This is a genomic window from Nocardiopsis sp. iso_25 (assembly GCF_056173305.1).
The window spans coordinates 3,777,048-3,795,013 of sequence record NZ_CM149667.1 but is presented as its reverse complement, the minus strand read 5'-3'; the positions used below and the strand labels follow the sequence as shown (position 1 = coordinate 3,795,013).

16 protein-coding genes are annotated in these 17,966 nt (G+C 74.3%); 7 read left to right on the top strand and 9 right to left on the bottom strand.

The window, feature by feature from the left end:
- Window positions 1–201: 201 nt before the first annotated feature.
- From AC0VX6_RS16485 to AC0VX6_RS16460, 6 genes are all read left to right on the top strand, one after another.
- Complete coding sequence (locus AC0VX6_RS16485; RefSeq protein ID WP_475465048.1) at window positions 202–1,821, top strand: glycoside hydrolase family 10-like protein; 1,620 nt, start codon at window positions 202–204, stop codon at window positions 1,819–1,821.
- Window positions 1,822–2,025: 204 nt separating this feature from the next.
- Complete coding sequence (locus AC0VX6_RS16480) at window positions 2,026–2,427, top strand: TOBE domain-containing protein (RefSeq protein ID WP_274973583.1); 402 nt, start codon at window positions 2,026–2,028, stop codon at window positions 2,425–2,427.
- Window positions 2,420–3,226: a molybdate ABC transporter substrate-binding protein gene (modA, locus tag AC0VX6_RS16475; protein WP_475465046.1), complete on the top strand. Its 807-nt coding sequence runs from the start codon at window positions 2,420–2,422 to the stop codon at window positions 3,224–3,226. The genes AC0VX6_RS16480 and modA overlap by 8 nt, the downstream gene beginning before the upstream one ends.
- On the top strand, window positions 3,223–4,083 hold the full coding sequence (locus AC0VX6_RS16470) for an ABC transporter permease (RefSeq protein ID WP_475465045.1): 861 nt from the start codon (window positions 3,223–3,225) through the stop codon (window positions 4,081–4,083). Before modA ends, AC0VX6_RS16470 begins: the two co-directional genes overlap by 4 nt.
- Window positions 4,083–5,165, top strand: a complete 1,083-nt coding sequence (locus tag AC0VX6_RS16465; protein WP_475465043.1) for an ABC transporter ATP-binding protein — start codon at window positions 4,083–4,085, stop codon at window positions 5,163–5,165. The genes AC0VX6_RS16470 and AC0VX6_RS16465 overlap by 1 nt, the downstream gene beginning before the upstream one ends.
- Window positions 5,166–5,369: 204 nt before the next feature.
- On the top strand, window positions 5,370–5,711 hold the full coding sequence (locus tag AC0VX6_RS16460) for a DUF3040 domain-containing protein (RefSeq protein WP_274973579.1): 342 nt from the start codon (window positions 5,370–5,372) through the stop codon (window positions 5,709–5,711).
- Window positions 5,712–5,816: 105 nt separating this feature from the next.
- Here AC0VX6_RS16460 and AC0VX6_RS16455 read toward each other — a convergent pair whose 3' ends face one another.
- From AC0VX6_RS16455 to AC0VX6_RS16430, 6 genes are all read right to left on the bottom strand, one after another.
- Window positions 5,817–6,392 carry a CAP domain-containing protein gene (locus AC0VX6_RS16455; RefSeq protein WP_274973578.1) on the bottom strand — a complete coding sequence of 192 codons (576 nt, stop codon included), beginning with the start codon at window positions 6,390–6,392 and terminating at the stop codon, window positions 5,817–5,819.
- A gap of 103 nt (window positions 6,393–6,495) precedes the next feature.
- The gene (locus AC0VX6_RS16450) at window positions 6,496–6,744 is read right to left on the bottom strand and encodes a hypothetical protein (protein WP_047870821.1); all 249 of its coding nucleotides are present in this window, start codon (window positions 6,742–6,744) and stop codon (window positions 6,496–6,498) included.
- 87 nt (window positions 6,745–6,831) lie between these two features.
- A complete protein-coding gene (locus AC0VX6_RS16445; protein WP_274973577.1) occupies window positions 6,832–7,140 on the bottom strand; it encodes a hypothetical protein in 309 nt (102 codons plus the stop codon).
- Between the two features lie 393 nt (window positions 7,141–7,533).
- Window positions 7,534–9,900 (bottom strand): penicillin-binding transpeptidase domain-containing protein, encoded by a 2,367-nt coding sequence (locus AC0VX6_RS16440; protein ID WP_475465041.1) that lies wholly within the window; start codon window positions 9,898–9,900, stop codon window positions 7,534–7,536.
- A 377-nt stretch (window positions 9,901–10,277) separates the two neighbouring features.
- Complete coding sequence (locus AC0VX6_RS16435; protein ID WP_274978164.1) at window positions 10,278–11,624, bottom strand: FAD-dependent oxidoreductase; 1,347 nt, start codon at window positions 11,622–11,624, stop codon at window positions 10,278–10,280.
- Window positions 11,625–12,002: 378 nt separating this feature from the next.
- A complete protein-coding gene (locus AC0VX6_RS16430) occupies window positions 12,003–12,701 on the bottom strand; it encodes a lysophospholipid acyltransferase family protein (protein ID WP_274973575.1) in 699 nt (232 codons plus the stop codon).
- A 238-nt stretch (window positions 12,702–12,939) separates the two neighbouring features.
- On the opposite strand from AC0VX6_RS16430, the gene AC0VX6_RS16425 reads away from it, so the two are divergent.
- Complete coding sequence (locus AC0VX6_RS16425) at window positions 12,940–13,590, top strand: cyclase family protein (RefSeq protein ID WP_274973574.1); 651 nt, start codon at window positions 12,940–12,942, stop codon at window positions 13,588–13,590.
- A 42-nt stretch (window positions 13,591–13,632) separates the two neighbouring features.
- Here the strand turns inward: AC0VX6_RS16425 and AC0VX6_RS16420 are convergent, their stop codons facing one another.
- From AC0VX6_RS16420 to AC0VX6_RS16410, 3 genes are all read right to left on the bottom strand, one after another.
- Entirely contained in the window at window positions 13,633–15,708 is a 2,076-nt protein-coding gene (locus AC0VX6_RS16420) for an FUSC family protein (protein ID WP_274978163.1), read from the bottom strand.
- Window positions 15,709–15,845: 137 nt separating this feature from the next.
- Entirely contained in the window at window positions 15,846–17,087 is a 1,242-nt protein-coding gene (locus tag AC0VX6_RS16415; RefSeq protein ID WP_475465039.1) for a hypothetical protein, read from the bottom strand.
- Between the two features lie 221 nt (window positions 17,088–17,308).
- Window positions 17,309–17,851: a GNAT family N-acetyltransferase gene (locus AC0VX6_RS16410; protein ID WP_274973571.1), complete on the bottom strand. Its 543-nt coding sequence runs from the start codon at window positions 17,849–17,851 to the stop codon at window positions 17,309–17,311.
- Window positions 17,852–17,966 lie beyond the last annotated feature (115 nt).

The following is a 17,966-nucleotide window of genomic DNA, read 5'->3' as shown; positions in this document are numbered from 1 at the left end:
GCGGGGATCGTGCTCCGCCGCCGCCCGCGCGGGCGCTCCGTGGACCCGCTGCGACGGCCCCCGGCGCCGGGGCTGCGAGGTTGTCCACAGATTGCCGCGATCGTGTCCGAAAATCGACTGTCTGGCCTACTCTGGTTCGCGGTGCGACGTCACGGTGACGGCGGTGCGCGTCCCGATTCCCCCTCAGAGGAGACCTGTTCCATGGATTCAGTGGCCCGTGCCGTGACCCCGTCGCGCGCCGCGCTGCGGTGGGCCGCGACGGCCGCCGCGGCCACCGTCCTGCTGGCGGGCTGCACCGGCGGGGGCTCCGGGGAGGAGCCGCCGGCCGACGGCGGGTCCGGGGCGGCCGCCCCCGTCCGGTGCGGGGACGGCGGGGCGCAGCGGCAGATGCGCGGGGCGTGGCTGACCACGGTCCGCAACATCGACTGGCCCTCCGAGCCGGGCCTGTCCGCCGAGGAGCAGAAGGCCGAGCTCGACGCCTACCTCGACGACGCCTCCGCCATGGGGCTCAACGCGGTCTTCCTGCACGTGCGGCCGACCGCCGACGCCGTCTACGAGTCGGACCTGGAGCCGTGGGCGCGCTACCTCACCGGAGAGCAGGGCGGCGACCCCGGCTACGATCCGCTGGAGTACGCGGTGGCCGGGGCGCACGAGCGCGGCCTGGAGCTGCACGCCTGGTTCAACCCCTACCGCGTGGGCTTCCAGGACCCCGACGTCGAGAACCTGGCCGAGGACCACCCGGCGAGGGAGAACCCCGAGTGGCTCGTCGACTACGGCGTCGAGGCCTACTTCGACCCCGGCAACCCCGAGGTCCGCGAGTGGGTGACCCGCGTGATCCTCGACGTGGTCGAGCGCTACGACGTCGACGGCGTGCACTTCGACGACTTCTTCTACCCCTACCCCAAGGAGGGCGAGGAGTTCGACGACGACGCCTCCTGGGAGGAGCACGGCGAGGGCTTCGACGACCGCGAGGACTGGCGCCGCGACAACGTCGACCGGCTCATCGCCGGCGTCCACGAGGGCATCGAGGCGACCAAGCCCTGGGTGAGCTTCGGCATCTCCCCGTTCGGCATCTGGCGCAACGACTCCACCGACCCCAGCGGCTCGGCCAGCTCGGGCCTGCAGTCCTACGACGCCCAGCACGCCGACACCCGCACCTGGATCCAGGAGGGCACGGTCGACTACGTCGCGCCGCAGCTGTACTGGCAGCGGGGCTTCGAGACCGCCGACTACGAGGTCCTGGCCGACTGGTGGGCCCGGGAGGTCGAGGGCACCGGCGTGGACCTGTACATCGGCCAGGCCGCCTACCGGGTGGGCGAGGACGGCTGGACCGGCGAGGACGCGCTCAGCACCCAGCTGGACTACTCCGGCGAACTGCCCCAGGTGGACGGCGACGTCTACTTCTCCATCAAGAACCTGCGCGAGCAGGCCGCCGACGCCTACGCCGCGCTGGCCGACGAGCACTACGGCGCCCCCGCCCTGCCGCCGCTCTCCGACGCGCCCGAGGGCCGGGAACCGCTGGTCGGCGCGGTCGGCGGCGTCACGGCCCGGGCCGCCGACGAGGGGGTCGACGTGGCGTGGGAGGCCGTGGACGGCGCCCGCTTCTACGCCGTCTACCGGCTGCCCGTCGACGCGGCCGCCGTCGGGACCGAGGAGGAGCGCTGCGCCGCGGTCACCGCGGACAACCTCGTGGGCCTCACCGGGCGCACCGCGCTGACCGACACCGAGCCGCTGGAGGACGGCGCCGGGTACGTGGTCACCGCGCTGGACGACTACCGCGCCCAGGGGCCGCTCGGCGAGGCCGCCGACGTGCGCGGCTGACCGCGGACGGCGAGCGCGCGGGCTCCGGCCGGGGGAGGCGTCCCCGGCCCGGAGCCCTTTCCGTGCGCCGTGGCACTCGCTCGGGCGCCGCTCGGGTCCGGCGCGCCCGTCTGCCGCAGAATCCCGGAACAAGAGCGAGAAAGTAAGCATCTGCTAGCGGAAAGCCCCTTTTGCCCCAGCAGATGCCAGGGGTAGGTTGGCCCCATGCCGACCTTCCACATCAGCGAGGCCGCCGACCTCCTCGGCGTCAGCGCCGACACCGTCCGGCGCTGGGTCGACTCCGGCCGCCTGTCCGCCACCCGCGAAGCCTCCGGAAGGCGTCTGATCGAGGGCGCGGACCTGGCCGGGTTCATGAGCACGGGGGCCGACGAGGACCCGGCCCGGCACCTGTCCTCCGCCCGCAACCGCTTCCGCGGCCTGGTCACCGACGTCGTCCGCGACCGGGTGATGGCCAGCGTGGAGATCCAGGCCGGACCCCACCGGGTGGTCTCGCTGATGAGCCGCGAGGCCGCCGACGAACTCGGCCTGGAGGTGGGCACTATCGCCACCGCGGTGGTCAAGTCCACCAACGTGGTCGTGGAGACCACCGGGGAGCGCCATGCGTGAGCCCGCTCCCCGCGACCCCCGGTCCGGAGCTTTCCGGCTGGCCCCCGCCCTGGCCGCGGCCGCGCTCGTCCTCTGCGCCTGCTCCCCGGGGGAGGAATCCGGCGACCGGCTCAACGTCTTCGCCGCGGCCTCCCTCACCGACGTCTTCACCGACCTGGCCGAGGAGTTCGAGGCCGAGCACCCCGGCACCGAGGTGGTCCTCAACTTCGCGGGCAGCAGCGACCTGGCCCTCCAGATCAACTCCGGCGCCCCCGCCGATGTCTTCGCCTCCGCCGACACCGCCACCATGGAACGGGTCGTCGAGGGCGAGGGGCTGGAGCCCGACTGGGCCGCGGAGCACGGCGCGCGGGGCGTCGTCTTCGCCGCCAACACCCTGCGCATCGCCGTGCCCCCGGACAATCCGGCCGGTGTGGAGGAGCTGGCCGACCTCGCGGACGAGGACACCGCCGTCGCCTTCTGCGCCGAGGAGGTCCCCTGCGGCGCGGCCACCGCCGCGGTCCTGGACGAGGCCGGACTGGAGATCACCCCCGACACCTACGAGGAGGACGTGCGCGCGGTCCTGACCAAGGTCGAGCTCGGCGAGGTGGACGCCGGACTCGTCTACGCCACCGACGTCGTCTCCGCGGGCGACCGGGTCGAGGGCGTCGTGTTCGACGAGTCCGACGAGGTGGTCAACGACTATCCCATCGGGGTCGTCTCCACGACCTCCGACGCCGCGCTCGCCGCCGCCTGGGTGGACCTGGTGCGCTCGCCCGAGGGCGGGGAGATCCTGCGGGCCGCCGGGTTCGAGGTGCCATGACGCCCGACCGCGCCCCCGCTGAACCAGCCGCGCCGACCGCCGACGCTGCGCCGCGCCGCCGCCCGCCGCGGCCCCGGCGCTTCGGCCGGGCGCCCTGGATCCTGCTGCTGCCCGCGCTCGTGGGCGCGGCCTTCCTCGTGCTGCCCATGGCGGGCCTGCTGGCCAGCGCGCCCTGGTCCACCATGGGCAGCCGCCTGGCCGAGCCCGAGGTGCTGGCGGCCCTGTGGCTGTCCCTGTCCACCGCCACCGCCGCCACGGCCGTGTCCCTGCTCCTCGGGGTGCCGCTGGCCTGGCTGCTGGCCCGCACCGACTTCCCCGGACGCCGCCTGGTGCGCGCCCTGGTCACCGTCCCGCTGGTGATGCCGCCCGTGGTCGGCGGCGTGGCGCTGCTGCTGGTCCTGGGGCGCAACGGGATCGTGGGCCGGTACCTGGACGCCTGGTTCGGGATCACCCTGCCCTTCACCCCCGCCGCCGTGGTCCTGGCCCAGGTGTTCGTCGCCATGCCGTTCCTGGTGATCAGCGTGGAGGGCGCGCTGCGCGGCGCGGACCGCCGCTACGAGGAGGCCGCCGCCACCCTGGGCGCCGGGCGGGCGGCCGTCTTCGCCCACGTCACCCTGCCCATGGTGCTGCCGGGCATCGCGGCGGGGGCGGTCCTGTGCTGGTCGCGTGCCCTGGGCGAGTTCGGCGCCACCATCACCTTCGCCGGGAACTTCCCGGGCACCACGCAGACCATGCCGCTGGCCGTGTACGTGGCCATGCAGCGCGACCCCGAGGCCGCCATCGTGCTCAGCCTGATCCTGCTGGCGGTCTGCCTGGCCGTCCTGGCCACCCTGCGCGAGAGGTGGACGAACGCCTGATGGCACCCGACCACGACCCCGCCGCCACCGCGCCCGCGCTGGAGGCCGACCTGCGCCTGAGCCGGGGAGCCTTCACCCTGGAGGCCGCCCTGACGGTGCGCCCGGGGGAGATCCTCGCCCTGCTGGGGCCCAACGGCGCGGGCAAGTCCTCGGCGCTGCGCGCCCTGGCCGGACTGGTGCCCCTCACCGGCGGGCGCGTCCTCGTGGACGGGCGCGATCAGACCGGGACGCCCGTGGAGCACCGCCCCATCGGCATGGTCTTCCAGGACTACCTGCTCTTCCCGCACATGAGCGCCCTGGACAACGTGGCCTTCGGTCCCCGCCGCCAGGGCCTGTCGCGGACGGCGGCCCGCGAGCGCGCCGCCGAACTGCTCGCCCACATGGGCCTGTCCGCTTACGCGCGCGTGCGGCCGCGCCGCCTCTCCGGCGGGCAGGCCCAGCGCGTGGCGCTGGCCCGCGCCCTGGCCGTGCGCCCGCGCCTGCTGCTGCTCGACGAGCCCATGGCCGCCCTGGACGCCAGCACCCGCATCGACGTGCGCGCCCGGCTGCGCCACCTGCTGGAGGAGTTCGACGGGGCCACGGTGCTGGTCACCCACGACCCGCTCGACGCCATGGTGCTCGCCGACCGGGTGGCGGTGATCGAGGAGGGCCGGGTCGTCCAGCAGGGCGGACCCGCCGAGGTGGCGCGGCGCCCCCGTACCGCCTACGTCGCGCGGCTGGTGGGGCTCAACCTCTTCCGGGGCACGGCCGAGGGCACCACCGTCACTCTGGACGGCGACGTGCCCCGCGGCCCGGTGCGCGTGGAGGCGCACGAGGCGCACCGGGGACCGGCCCTGGTGGCCTTTCCGCCGCGCGCAGTGGCCCTGTACCCGCACCGTCCGCACGGCAGCCCGCGCAACGTGTGGCGGCTGACGGTGGAGGGGATCGAGCGGTTCGGCGACCAGGTGCGGGTGCACCTGGCGGGGAGCCCCTCCCTGGCCGCCGACATCAGCCCGGCGGCCCTGGCCGAGCTGGGGCTGGCCCGGGGGGACGCGGTGTGGGCCGGGGTCAAGGCCGCCGAGGTCGAGTGCTACCCGGGCTGACCCCCGGCCGCTCCGGCCCGCGGGACCGCGTTCGGGTCCGACATGGCGGCGTACCCTGTGGAGAGAACCGATTTTTTCTACCCATAATCGGGCATAGAAACCCACATCGGAAAAGCTGTGCACACCTGGATATCTCAGGTACACCCGGGGGAGACTGTAAGTCTGGCGACGACTGTCCTTCCCCCCGTGGCCGAGGAGGGTGCCATGTCCCTGAGAGAGCACGAGAGAAGAATCCTCGCGGAGATCGAGCGGCAGCTCAGCGAGGAGGAACCGGACCTGGCCGGACGACTGGAGTCCTTCGGGTCGGGGGACCCCGACGCTCCGGCCGACCCCGGCCTGGGCGGATGGAAACCGTGGGTGGCGTGCGGCCTGATCGCCGCGGTCACCGCGGGCCTGCTCGTGATGCTGTTCGTCCTCACCCCGAGCACGCCGCAGCCGTCCGCGCCCGCGGTGCCGACCGACGCCTCGCAGACCAGCGGGGACCCGGCAGCCGAACCGGAACCGGAGCCCGCGCCGGAGGGGCCCGAGACCGTCGGCACCTCCTGACCGCGGTCCCGGTCCGCGCCGCGCGGTACCGCCCGGGACGCGTGACGGGCGGTGTGCGTCCGCTGCACACCGCCCGTCACGCGCCCCGTGTACCGCGGGTCCGGCTCAGGCGCCCTTGCCCAGGACGACGGTCCAGTAGGGGCCGCCGTCGCCCTTCACCACGCCCACGCCGATGTGCTCGGACCCGCAGTCGGCGAGCACCTGGTTGTGGCCGCGGCGCGTCCAGGCATCCACCGCCTCCTCGGCCGTCTCGAAGCCGCTGGCCACGATCTCGCCCGAAGGGTTCGCGTAGCCCAGGCCGCGGGCCCGGTCCCTGGCCGACGAACTGCCGCCGAAGAAGCCGCCGCCGGGGAAACCGCTGTCGCCCGCCTGGTCCTGGCTGTGCTCCCGGGCGGCCCGGGTGAGCAGTTCGTGGGCGCTCAGCTTCCCGCACCCGTACCCGGGCCTCTTGTCGTTGACCAGCCGCACGACCTCGGCCTCGGCCTCGGTCCAGGGGTCGGCCGGCTCCTCCTGGGACCACGGCGGGGGCCAGCCGCCCCCGGAGCCCGTCCCCTGGACCGCGGACGGGGTCCCGCCGCCGGCGAACACGTCGCCGGGGTCGGCCGCGCCGGTCACACCCGCGCAGCACACGGCCGCCGCGGCCATCCCCGCGAGGGCACGGCCTCGAAGCAGGTTTCGCATGTCTTTCCACCTCCCGTGCGCGGGGGCGCGTGTACCGCGCCGCGCCCGCGCACACCAGGGGCGGACAGCCGTGGAGGCCGTCCGCCCGCAACCTCGCGGGAACTCAGTTCGCCTTGCTGGTGGTCCTGTCCACCGTGGCTCCGTGCATGGAGGCGGTGTAGGTCACGTACTCGTAGTAGACCTTGCCGTCGTCGCCGACGCGGCTGTGGACCACGGTCATGGTGGCGCCCTCGGCGCTTGCGCTGCCGAAGTCCTTCTCGAAGACCGCGTCGGCCATCGCGACCGAGGGCGCACCCAGCGCCAGGCCGAAGGCCACGCCGGTCAGGGACAGCGCTCGTCGTAGTCGGACCATCGTCCTTCCCCTCCTCGGGTTGGGTCGGGTCACGCCCGCCGGGCGCGGCGGCCGACACGGCCGCCGCGCCCGACGGAAACGGGATGCCTAGTTCGCACCGCTCACGATGCTGTGGGAGGCGGCGCCGTCGTGGCCCGCCCAGGTGGCGCTCTTCTTGTAGAAGGAGCCGCCGTTGTCCCAGTGGTCGTGGCCCTTGTCGCCCTTGTGGCCGTGGCCGCCGCCGTTGCCGTCGAAGGCGACAGCGGTCACGTTGTGGCTCGCGGCGCCCTCGATGCCGGCGGCGCTGGACTCACCCGAGAAGAAGCTGTCCGCCATTGCGGTGGCCGGGGCGCCGAAGGCCAGGGCCGGAACGGCGACGGAGGCGAAGGCGATCCGAGTGAGAGTCTTGCGGTTCATCCTGTGTCCTTTCGAGGCGGACCGACGATCTGTCGGTCCGGTGGCACCGATCCCCCCAGCTCGACCCTCGGGAGAACCGTTCTCCTGGCGCCATCCGTAGATCTGCCCCGGGTTCCCGCTCGCTAACTCTTAGTAGTCACTAAATAGCTTAAAGTAATAATTGGCTGTTTTGGGTCGGATTTTTCCTGCTTGAGGTTGGACCGTGCCCGCGACCGGGGACACGGGGCCGACCGGTCCCCGGAGAGGCCGGGACGGGGCCGAGGCACGCCGCGCAACCCGGGAGCATCGTAGACGCCGCGAACCGGCGCCGACACCGGCCACGCCGGTGCGGCCCCGACGCCGACGGCGCGCACCGGCGGGGCCGGTACGCGCCGTCGGCGTCGGGGTCCGGCCTCAGAGGCCGTTGGTGAAGCTGGCGGCCAGGGGACCGGCCACGGACGAGCCGCCGCCACCGCCCTCGACCACCACGGCGAAGGCCACGTCGCCCTTGAAGCCGACCATCCAGGCGTGGCTGGGCAGCTCCCCGTCCTCGTCGGCGTCCTCGGCGGTGCCGAACTCGGCCGTACCCGACTTGGCGTACACCTCGCCCTGGAAGGGCACGTCCTCGGCGGTGCCCTCGGTGACGACCGCGCGCATCATCGTCCGCAGCGCCTCGGCCTGGGCGATCGCGCGGGGCTCGGGCAGGCCCTCCTGGGCGGGCTCGGTCACCAGCACCGGGTGGCGCCAGGAACCGTCGGCGACCGCGGCGGGCACCGTGGACATGTGCAGCGGCGAGGTGAGGATCTGGCCCTGGCCGATGCTCTGGGCGCCCAGCATGGTGGCGCTGTCCACCGGCGGGAAGGACGGTTCGAGCGTGGGCACGCCGATGTCCAGCGGCGCGTTCATGCCGAACTGCTCGGCGCTGGCCTGGAGCGTGTCCGAGCTGAGCCGGTCGCCGACCTGCTCCACCAGCGCGGTGTTGCAGGAGGTCGCGAAGGCCTCGGTCACCGTCTGGGCGCCGTACTCGGCGTCGCCAGCGTTGACGAACGGCCACCCGCCCAGGTCGTACTCCTTGGGGCAGTTCAGCGTGGCGTCCATGCCCATCCCGTTGTCCAGCAGCGAGCTGTAGGTAATGATCTTGAACGACGAACCGGGCGGGTACTGGCCCTCGAAGGCCCGGTTGAACCCGCCGGGCACGTTCGCCGCGGCCAGGATCTCACCGGTGGAGGGGCGCACCGCCACCAGACCCACCGGGTCGGCGGAGTCGATGACGGCGTTGGAGGCCGCGTTCTGGACGGCCATGTCGATGCTGGTGACGACGTCCTCGCCGTCGGCGCCGTCCAGGGTGGCCACCGTGTTCTCCGCGGTGGCCTCCAGGGAGTCGGGGTCCTCGGCGGCGGCCGCGTCGACCATGAGGACGGTCGTGGCGGCCTCACCGGCCAGCCGCTCCTCGTAGGTGCGCTGGAGGCCGCTGACGCCCACGGTGTCGCCGACGCTGTAGGCCGGGCCCAGCCGCTCGACGTCCTCCGCGGTGGCCTCGCCCAGGGAGCCCGCGATCATCTGCAGCGAACCGGAGACGGTGCCGTCCAGGACGGTGCCGTCGGCGGCCAGGACGCTGCCGCGCTCGCCCCACACGGCGGTGCGGGCCAGGACCTGGCCCTCGCCCAGGCCGGGGTAGGCGACCTCGGGGGAGAACTCCACCCACCACTCGCCGTCCTCGCGGACCAGCGGCAGCTCGCCCTCCCAGCCCCAGTCGTCGGCGTTGGTCAGCGACACGGTGACCTCGTAGGGCGCGCTGCCGGCACCGCCGTCGGCGGTCACCGTGCCGACCTCCACCGCGATGGAGTCCACACCCAGCCCGGAGTCGATCCCGCCGAGCACCGCGGCGGCGTCGCCGCCCCGGGTGACCGCGGCCAGGCGCTCGTAGTCCTGCGCCTCCCAGGCGGCCTCGTACTCGGCGGCGGCCTCCTCGGGTTCGGGCATCGTCAGGACGTACCAGGACGCGCCGCCGCCCACGAGCAGCAGCACCACGACGGCGGAGAGCACGCCGATGAGCAGTCCGCGCCGCGACTTGCGCGGCGGGGGGCCGGGGGCGTAGCCGTCGTCCCCGTGGCGGTCGGGGTCGTCCGGTCCGCCCGCGCCCGGGCCGCCGCTGTAGAGGTACTCGAAGCCGTCCGGGGATCCCTGGCCGTGCTGGGGGCCGGTCTCCCCGCGGCCGCCGCGGTCCGGCGCCGGGTCGTGCGGTCCGCCCGGGTAGGGGGTGCCGCCGTGGTGGACGGGCTGACCCGGGTAGGGGTCGTCGTCCCAGGAGTCGTGCGCCCCGCCGCCTCGGGGGGCGTCCCAGCCGCCGGAGGGGCCCTGCGCCGAGGGATAGGGGGCGTTCCAGTCCTCGGCGCCGCCCCGGTCGGGGGCGCGCGGCGGCTCGTCCCAGGAGGCGGGCTCCTGCGGGCGCCCCGCGTTGCCGTGGGCGCCGGAGTCCCCGTGCCGGGAGGGCTCCCAGGCGTGCGCGGACGGGGCGCCCCATCCGTCGTCGGCTGCTCCTGCGCGCGGGGGCTCGTCCCACGAGGCGGGGGAGTCCCAGGACCCGGCCGACCGCTGCGGGGGGTCGGGCTGCGGGGGAGGAACGGGCGCGGACGGGGCCGCCGCTTCCTCGGGCGGGGGCCCCTGGGTGCGCTGGGGGATGCGGTAGGGGTTACCGGGGCGCGGGGGGTGCGCCGGGGGCTCGTGCGATGCTTCGGGCGGCCCGGAGGAATCCGGTTGCCGGGGGGACCGTTCGTCCACGCCTGACCGTCCTTCACTGGGTTGGCTGGAGATACCACGATGCCCCGCTCCCACCTCGGTGGGAGCGGGGCACGAGAGTGAGGGTCGGCATGGCGGTCGCCTCTCGGCGCGGGGCACAACGGGGCTCCTGGCCGTACGGTCACCCACCCGGAGGCGGGACCGGACGCGGTATTCCGCGAAGGCAATTGTTGAGGCCCGGGGGACACTTGCTACCACACCGACCAACAGTGACTCTAACCCATCGGGCCGGGCCGTTGTTCCGTCACCGCCGGATGCCGCGCATGCGCAATCTCACGGTATCCGCGGGCGGAGGGGGGAATGCGGTGGCCGGTCCCGCAGAGGGGCGCGGGACCGGCCGGGAAGCCCGCGAACCGGGGTCACCCCTGGCGCGCGATGCTGGTCTGCTCGTCCCGGGACAGGAGCTTGAGGCGCTTGCGTCCGCGCTCGGCGCCCAGCTCCTCCTCGCGGGCCTCGATCCGCTGCCAGCCCTCCCACGTGGTGTAGTCCACGCCGCGCGCCTCCAGCAGGGCCCGGAAGGCGACCGGGTCGGGCTCGGAGGCGGGGGTGAGGGCCTCGCGGTCGGCCACCAGGTTGGTGACCGTCTCCAGTGCGTCGCCCTTGGTGTGGCCGATGAGGCCCACGGGGCCGCGCTTGATCCAGCCGGTGGCGTAGACGCCGTCCATCGGCTTCTCGTCCAGGTCCAGGACCCGGCCCCCGGCGTTGGGGACGACGCCGCGCTCCTCGTCGAAGGGCAGGTCGGCCAGGGGCGAGCCCAGGTAGCCGATGGCGCGGTAGACGGCCTGGACCTCGTGGTCCACGTACTCGCCGGTCCCCCGGACGCCTCCGTCGCCGGTCAGCTCCATGCGCTCGGTCCGGAAGCCCGTGACGCGGTCCTCGCCGAGCACGGCCACCGGGCTGTGCAGGAAGTGCAGGTGCAGGCGGCGCTCGGCGCCGCGCGGGTCGCGGATCGCCCAGTTCTGCAGGACCTTGACGTTGGTCTTGACCTGGTTGGAGTCCTCGCAGGCCTGGAGGCTCCCCTCGTCCATGTCGAAGTCCTCGGGGTAGACGATGACCTCGACGCCGGGCTGCTTGTCCAGCTCGCGCAGCTCCATGGGGGTGGCCTTGCACTGGGCGATGCCGCGGCGGGCGAAGACGTGGACGTCGGTGATCTGCTTGGCGCGCAGCCCCTCGTACACGTTGTCGGTGATGTCGGTCTCCAGCAGGTCCTCGGCGCTCTTGGCGAGGATGCGGGCGACGTCGACGGCGACGTTGCCCGCGCCGATCACGGCGACGCTGGTGCCCTCCACGTGCCAGGACGGCGACACGTCGGGGTGGGAGTCGTACCAGAAGACGAAGTCGGCGGCGCCGTGGCTGCCGGGCAGGTCGACGCCCGGGATGTCCAGCGGCCGGTCGCGGTCGCTGCCCGTGGCGAAGACGACCGCGTCGTAGTGGTGGCGCAGGTCCTCCAGCTTGAGGTCCACGCCGTACTCGACGTTGCCGTAGAAGGTGATCTCCGGCTTGTCCAGGATCTTGTGCAGCGCCCCCTGGATCTGCTTGATCCGGGGGTGGTCCGGGGCGACGCCGTAGCGGACCAGGCCGTAGGGGGAGGGCAGCTTGTCGAGGATGTCGATGCTGACGGACGTGCCGCACGCGGACAGGGTCTCGTCCTTGGTGAGCAGGTCCGCGGCGTAAATCCCCGCGGGGCCCGCACCCACGATTCCCACTCGCAGTGGTCGCGTCATCGCACAGCTCCAAGTCTTCGCGCCAGAGTCGGACGCCATCAAAAGGTAAGGCTTGCCTAATCTATCCGGTGTCGGCACCGGGAAAACCTACTATAAAGGTAGAGAATTCCGCTCCCCATCCCGGGCCCGCACGGCGGGCCCCGGAGGCCCCGCGGGGCCGTAGGCCCAGGCAGAACCCGGTAGGACCAGGTAGGGAGGCTGCCGCCGGTGCCCTGAGAGGTCCCTCAACAAAAGGTCAACGCCCTGTCACCGGTTCCCCAGTTCCGAACGGGCTGTGAAGAAAGTCACCGCCCGCCGGGGCGGTCCGCGTCCCGGGGGCCGCGCCGGGGGAGGGGGAGCCGACTCCCCCGAAAGCCGACCCTACTCGCCCGAGGGGCGCCCCTGCTCCAGTTCGGCCTTGACCGAGGCGGCGAACCGGGGCACCTGCTCCTGCCCGGACAGCTTGGCGATGGCGGCCATGATGGCGTCGGTGGCCTCGCGGCGCGGGCGGGCCCGGTCCGCCCGGCCCTCCCACGGCGACAGGTCCACCGGCTCGCCGAAGCGCACGCCCACACGGTTGAGGGAGGGCACCCTGCGGCCGGGGGGCAGGATCCGCTCGGTGCCCGCCAGGGCCACCGGCACCACCGGGGCGCCCGTGGTCAGCGCCAGCCAGGCCAGCCCCGTCTGCCCGCGGTAGAGGCGGCCGTCGGGGGAGCGCGACCCCTCGGGGAAGATCCCGAAGACCTCGCCGCTCTCCAGCACACCGAGGCTGTTGTCCATGGCCTCCTGGGCGCTCTGGCCCGGGCGCCGGTCCACCGAGAGCTGGCCGATGGCCCGCAGCGTGCGGGTGAACAGGCGCCGGGGCAGGGTCCCCTCGTCGAAGAGCTCCTGCTTGGCGATGAAGCGCACCGGCCGGGGGCAGGCCACGCCGATGAAGAGCGGGTCGATCAGCGCCAGGTGGTTGACGGCCAGGATCACCGGACCGCGACGGGGGACGTGGTGCGCGCCCTCCACGCGCTGGGGCCACACCACACGGGTGGCGGGCGCGATGACGGTCTTGGCCGCTCCGTACAGGGTCACTCGGTCGCCTCTTCTCGGGGTGGGATGGGTCCGTGCGGGGGTGACGGACGTACGGAGGGCTCCCGTGTCCGTGTCCTGCGAGCCTATCGGGGCCGCGGGGCGCAGGACGTGGCCGGAGGGTGTGATGAGGGCCGGGCACGGGTGCCGTGGCGACGGTCACACGCGCTAGGCTATGGTCTAGACCTCTGGTGCAGGTCAGGGGTCCTTTCCCCGGACGCGCGAGCGAGGAAGAACAGCCATGCCGAAACTGGTCGACGTCAGCCACCAGATCACCGACGGGATGACCACCTCTCCGGGCCTGCCGGAACCCGCCGTCGAGGAGAGCACCGCCGTTCCGGGATCCGTCCCCGGCCACGGCACCAGCAGCGGCCGCGTCACGATGGTCGGTGCCACCGGCACCTACGTGGAGACGCCCGCCCACCGCTACCGTGACGGCGCGGACCTGGCCGACCTGGACCTGGCCCGCGTGGCGGACCTGCCCGGCGTGGTCGTCGCCGTCGGCTCCGCACGGATCGGCCCCGAGGCCTTCTCCGGACTGGACGTGCGCGGACGCGCCGTGCTGGTGCGCACCGGCTGGGACCGGCACTGGCGCACCGAGTCCTACGGCCACCCCGAGCACCCCTACCTGACCGAGGAGGCGGCCAAGGCGCTCGTGGACGGCGGCGCCACCCTGGTGGGCATCGACGCGGTCGGCGTGGACGACCCCTCTCCCGCCGCCGAGGGCGCCCGCCCGGCGCTGGCCGTCCTGCTCGCCGCCGGTGTCCCCGTCGTCTCCCACCTGTGCCTGCTCGACCAGCTCCCCGAGGAGGGCTTCACCTTCTTCGCGGTGCCCGCCAAGATCCGCGGGATGGCCGCCTTCCCCGTGCGGGCCTTCGCCCTCGTGGAGTGACCGGCCGCGCCACCGGAGGCCGGGGGCGGGCGCGGAGCGGGGTCACAGGTCGGCGTCCAGGTCCTTCTGGGCCCGGCGGTGCTCGCGCTGGGCCCGCCGCTCGGCCTCCTGGCGCGCCGCGCGCTCGTCCTGGGCGACCGCGCTGGTCATCGCGTTGGACAGTGCCCGCAGCTCCATGTTGATCCTGGGGTAGGCGGGCAGCCGGGGGATCGCGCCCATACGGGGCGTGCGGCGCTCCCTCATCGAGGAGATGAGCTCGCCGAAGGCCAGGTCCACCCGTTGCAGGGTGATGACGCCCGCCGACTCGGGCCGGTCCCGGGCCAGCGCCGACAGTGCCAGGTAGCCGGTGCGCTGGGTGGCCACCACCACCGGCCACAGCGGCAGCGTGGACGCCGCGCGCGGCGCGTCCCCGATCGCGCTGTCGTAGACCCCGCGCAGGTTGACCAGGGCCGCGCGCATGTCCCTGCGCAGCCGGTAGCGCCGCTCGGGGCCGATCTCCACGTCCTGGTCCAGGACCGCCATGATGCACTCGCGCGAGGTCTCCAGCACGCTCGTGATGGCCTGGGGCAGACGGGTCGCCGACGCCCTGCGCCACAGCAGCAGCGAGCCCAGCAGGCCGAACACCGAACCCACGACGGTGTCGATGATGCGCGACCCGGCCAGGTCGGTGATCGGGTCGGGCGCGGCGGTCGCGGCCAGCAGCAGCGCCATCGGCGTCACCAGGACCGAGGCGTAGAAGAAGTTGCGGCCCACCACCAGCTGGGTGAGCCCCTGGAACAGCCCGGCGAGCACGATGACCACGACCAGCGGCGGGTGCGTCGCGATCAGCGCGGCGCCGATGAACACGCCCACGAGGGTGCCCAGCGACCGCTGGAGCGCCCGGTTCATGGTCAGGACCACGCTGCCCGCCTGGAGGACGGCGGTCGCGGTCAGGCCCACCCAGTAGTAGTGGTCCAGGCCCAGCAGGAGGCTGAACGCGCCCGCCGCGGTCACCGTGATCCACATGCGCAGCGCGGTGGGGCGCACCAGCGAGTCCGAGCCCAGGCTGGAGCGCAGCGCGTCCCACAGCGCCGGATAGCGCTGGTCGTGCAGGGTCGCGGCGTGCTCGTCGTCGTCGTGGGTGGAGCGGCGCGCGGCCTGCGCGGCCCGGGCCAGCTGGCCGTAGAGCCGGGCCTCCAGGGAACGGGGGCGCAGGCCCCGGCGCAGCTCGTCGAGCTCGTCGGGGTCGGGCCCCAGGGAGGGGTCGGCCACGGCCGGGGCCATGCGCTCGGCGAAGTCGGCGGCCTTCTCGGGCAGGGTCGTGGGGCGCGCCATGCACACCTGGGTGGTGGCCAGGTGCACGTCGGAGACCCACCGCAGCAGGGACCGCAGCCGGGCGGCCTCGGGGCTGGTGCGGTAGCCGCGGGTCTGGGCCAGCAGGACGATCCGCCAGGCCTCGGCCACCGCCACCGACGCCTCGTGCTGGGCGTGGTCCAGGTCGGGCGTGCCCACGGCGCGCAGCAGGGAGGCGAGCTGGCGGTAGGCCCCGGCCACGGCGCGGTACTCGGGGTGGCGGGCGCGCACGGGCGCACCCGACATCGACACCGACCAGCCGATGGCCGCGCCGAGGGCGGCCACGAGGGCGTGCAGGGGGACGTCGGCCAGGCCGCCGGGGGCGATGGTGGAGATCGCGCCGACCAGGACGAAGAAGAGGGGGCCCGGCCTGTCCACCCGCCAGGCCGCGCACAGCCAGGTGGCGATCCCGGCGGTCAGGCCGATGGAGAACACGGGCCCCCAGGAGGCCAGGGCCGAGGCCAGGGAGCCGAGGGTGACGCTGGCGACGAAGCCCAGACCGACCAGGGCGAGGGCCGCCGACCGGTAGGCGTAGGGCGTCTTCTTCTCGTACAGGACGGTCATGGAGCCCAGGGCAGCCAGGGTGCCGACCTCCGAGCCGAACAGCCACGTGGCCAGGGCGAAGGAGAGCGACATGGACACGGCGGCCTTGACCGCGGTGGTCCACGCCCAGGCGCCGGACTGGAGTCCGAACAGCGCCCGCAGGTCGACCCTGGGGTGGGGCCGTTCGGCCACCTCGACGCGTTCGGCTCCGTGCCCTTCGCCGGGGGAACCACCCACGTTCATCGGTCCGGTGTCTCCAGTGGTTCCCAGATCTCGCACGTTTCCCATCCTAGACCGGGACGAACCGGCACTTAGGTGACTTACTGAACATCCGTGGGGCGGGCCGTGGGCGGGGACCGGGCCGTTCGGGGCGCGGACCGCTACGTGGCGGTGTGCTCCGCGTCCTGCCCGGCCGGAGGCGTCCCGGCCCGCTCCGCGCGCCGTTCGGCCAGCTCGGCGCGGGCCACGGCCCGCTCGCGCGCCTCCTCGGCCAGAGCCAGGCGCGCGGCCGCGGCCTCCCGCGACTCGGCCAGGGTGATCTCGGCGTTGCGGCGCTGGGCGTCCAGGTCGGCCGCCAGGCGCTCGCGGTCGGCGCGGAGCCGCTCCAGCTCGGCGGTGAGGCGTTCGCGCTCGGCGGCGGCCGCCGCGCGGTCCGACTCCAGGCGCTCGCGGGTCCGCTCCAGTTCGGCGTCGAAGCGCTCCCGGTCGGCGGCCAGGGTCCGGGCGGCCTCGCCCGCGCGCTCCTCGGCGGTCTCGGCGCGGGCCCGGGCGCTCTCGGCCGCCAGGACGGCCTCGTCGCGCCGACGGGCGTGCTCGGCGGTCTCGGCGCGCAGCCCCTCGACCTCGGCCCGGGCGTGCTGGAGCCGCCGGGAGGTCTCGGCCCGCTCGTGCTCCAGCTCCTCGCGGGCGCGGGCGGACTGCTCGGCGATGCGGCGTTCGGCGGCGGCCAGCCCCGCGTTTGCCTCGGCGACGGCGGCGTCGCGTTCGGTCCGCGCCCGGTCGGCGAGGGCGCGCTGGCGGTCGCGCTCGGCCTCGCCGGCGTCCCGGGCGGCCAGGGCCTCCTCGGCGATGCGCTCGGCCTCCTGGGTGGCCGAGACGGCGGAGGCGGCGGCGTCCTCGGCCACGCGCCGGGCGCTCTCGGCCTCGCGGCGGCGGTTCTCCGCCTCCAGGCGGGCGGCGTCGGCCTCGGCGGCGTGCCGGGCCCCGGCGAGGCGGGCGGCCTCCACCTGGGCCTCGGCCGCGGCCGGGTCGGTCATCGTGGAGAAGGCCTCGGTGGCCGACCGCAGGGTGGCGGTGAGCTGCTCGCTCTGGACGGCGAAGCGGGTGAGCAGGTCGTCGGCGCGCAGTCGGGCGGAGGTGACCGGCTCGGTGCTGAAGGAGGGGGAGGACCCGGCGGCGTGGGGGGAGGGCGCGGCGGAGTCGGCGGTGGAGGGCTCCTGGGCGGCGCGGGCCAGCTCCTCCTGGCGTTCGGCCTCCTGGGTCTGGCGCTGGCGTTCCTTCCAGGCGCGCCAGCGGGTGTGCTCGGGGAGGTCGCAGTACTGCGGCGGGCGGCCGGGCGAGGAGGCGCGGGGCACGGGCCGGTCACAGCCGGGGAAGTTGCAGGTGTTGGAGTCGGAGGCCACGGGGTGAGCGTAGCGGTTCGCCCCCGCGCGGCGCGGAGGTGTGTCGGGCACGGCGACCGGGCACCCGCGCACCCGCGCTCCACCGGGGCTGGACGGCCGCCGGTGGTTGCGCGCCAGCCCCCTCGGGCGGACCGCCGACCGCGGCCCGTGGACGCGGGCCGACGCGAGAGCCCCCTTCCCGGCCCCGGAGGCCGGAAAGGGGGCTCGGGCTCCCGCGGGCGCTAGTCGTGGGCGCCGAAGGCGTCCACGCGGCAGACCATCGTGGTCACGAAGGGGCGGAAGCCCTCCTCCTCCAGGAAGCGGATGTCCTCGGAGGCGGTGGCCAGCGCGGAGAACTCGATGTCGCGCACGCCCGTGCCCGCGAGTTGGCGGCGCACCTCCTCCAGCAGTTTGGAGCCCACACCGCTTCCGGTGTACTCGGGGTCGATGGCGAAGGTCTGCACCACCGCGCCCCGCGCGCCGCGGTCCCAGCTGCCCTGGGCGTTCTCGCGGATGGTGACCATCGCGTACCCGGCCAGGTCGCCGTCGCTCTCGGCGAGGACCGCCAGGGTCTCGGGGTCGGCGAGCCAGGCCCTGTACTGGGCGCGGCGGCGCCTCCAGGACTCGTCCAGGCTCACGGGGCCGATGATGTCCGCCAGGTGCGGGGCCGTCAGGGTGTGCTGCTGGTGGAGGGCGCCCCACAGGTCCGCGAGTTCCTCCACCTCGTGGGCTCCCAGGTAGCGGAAGCTGAGCACACCGACGTCGGACTGTCGAGGTTTGGTCATCAGCGAATTTTGCATATTTTTCTCACCCGTTTCACCAGCATTGGGTGCTGATCCCCCCGGGGCTCGCCCCTGGTTGAGCTGTGGAACCGACTGTACGTGTCCGTATCGACCAGAA

Coding starts and splice junctions, on each gene's coding strand:
- AC0VX6_RS16485 (WP_475465048.1), top strand. CDS start 202: ATGGATTCAGTGGCCCGTGCCGTGACCCCGTCGCGCGCCGCGCTGCGG.
- AC0VX6_RS16480 (WP_274973583.1), top strand. CDS start 2,026: ATGCCGACCTTCCACATCAGCGAGGCCGCCGACCTCCTCGGCGTCAGC.
- modA (WP_475465046.1), top strand. CDS start 2,420: ATGCGTGAGCCCGCTCCCCGCGACCCCCGGTCCGGAGCTTTCCGGCTG.
- AC0VX6_RS16470 (WP_475465045.1), top strand. CDS start 3,223: ATGACGCCCGACCGCGCCCCCGCTGAACCAGCCGCGCCGACCGCCGAC.
- AC0VX6_RS16465 (WP_475465043.1), top strand. CDS start 4,083: ATGGCACCCGACCACGACCCCGCCGCCACCGCGCCCGCGCTGGAGGCC.
- AC0VX6_RS16460 (WP_274973579.1), top strand. CDS start 5,370: ATGTCCCTGAGAGAGCACGAGAGAAGAATCCTCGCGGAGATCGAGCGG.
- AC0VX6_RS16455 (WP_274973578.1), bottom strand. CDS start 6,392: ATGCGAAACCTGCTTCGAGGCCGTGCCCTCGCGGGGATGGCCGCGGCG.
- AC0VX6_RS16450 (WP_047870821.1), bottom strand. CDS start 6,744: ATGGTCCGACTACGACGAGCGCTGTCCCTGACCGGCGTGGCCTTCGGC.
- AC0VX6_RS16445 (WP_274973577.1), bottom strand. CDS start 7,140: ATGAACCGCAAGACTCTCACTCGGATCGCCTTCGCCTCCGTCGCCGTT.
- AC0VX6_RS16425 (WP_274973574.1), top strand. CDS start 12,940: ATGCCGAAACTGGTCGACGTCAGCCACCAGATCACCGACGGGATGACC.
- AC0VX6_RS16420 (WP_274978163.1), bottom strand. CDS start 15,708: ATGAACGTGGGTGGTTCCCCCGGCGAAGGGCACGGAGCCGAACGCGTC.
- AC0VX6_RS16410 (WP_274973571.1), bottom strand. CDS start 17,851: ATGACCAAACCTCGACAGTCCGACGTCGGTGTGCTCAGCTTCCGCTAC.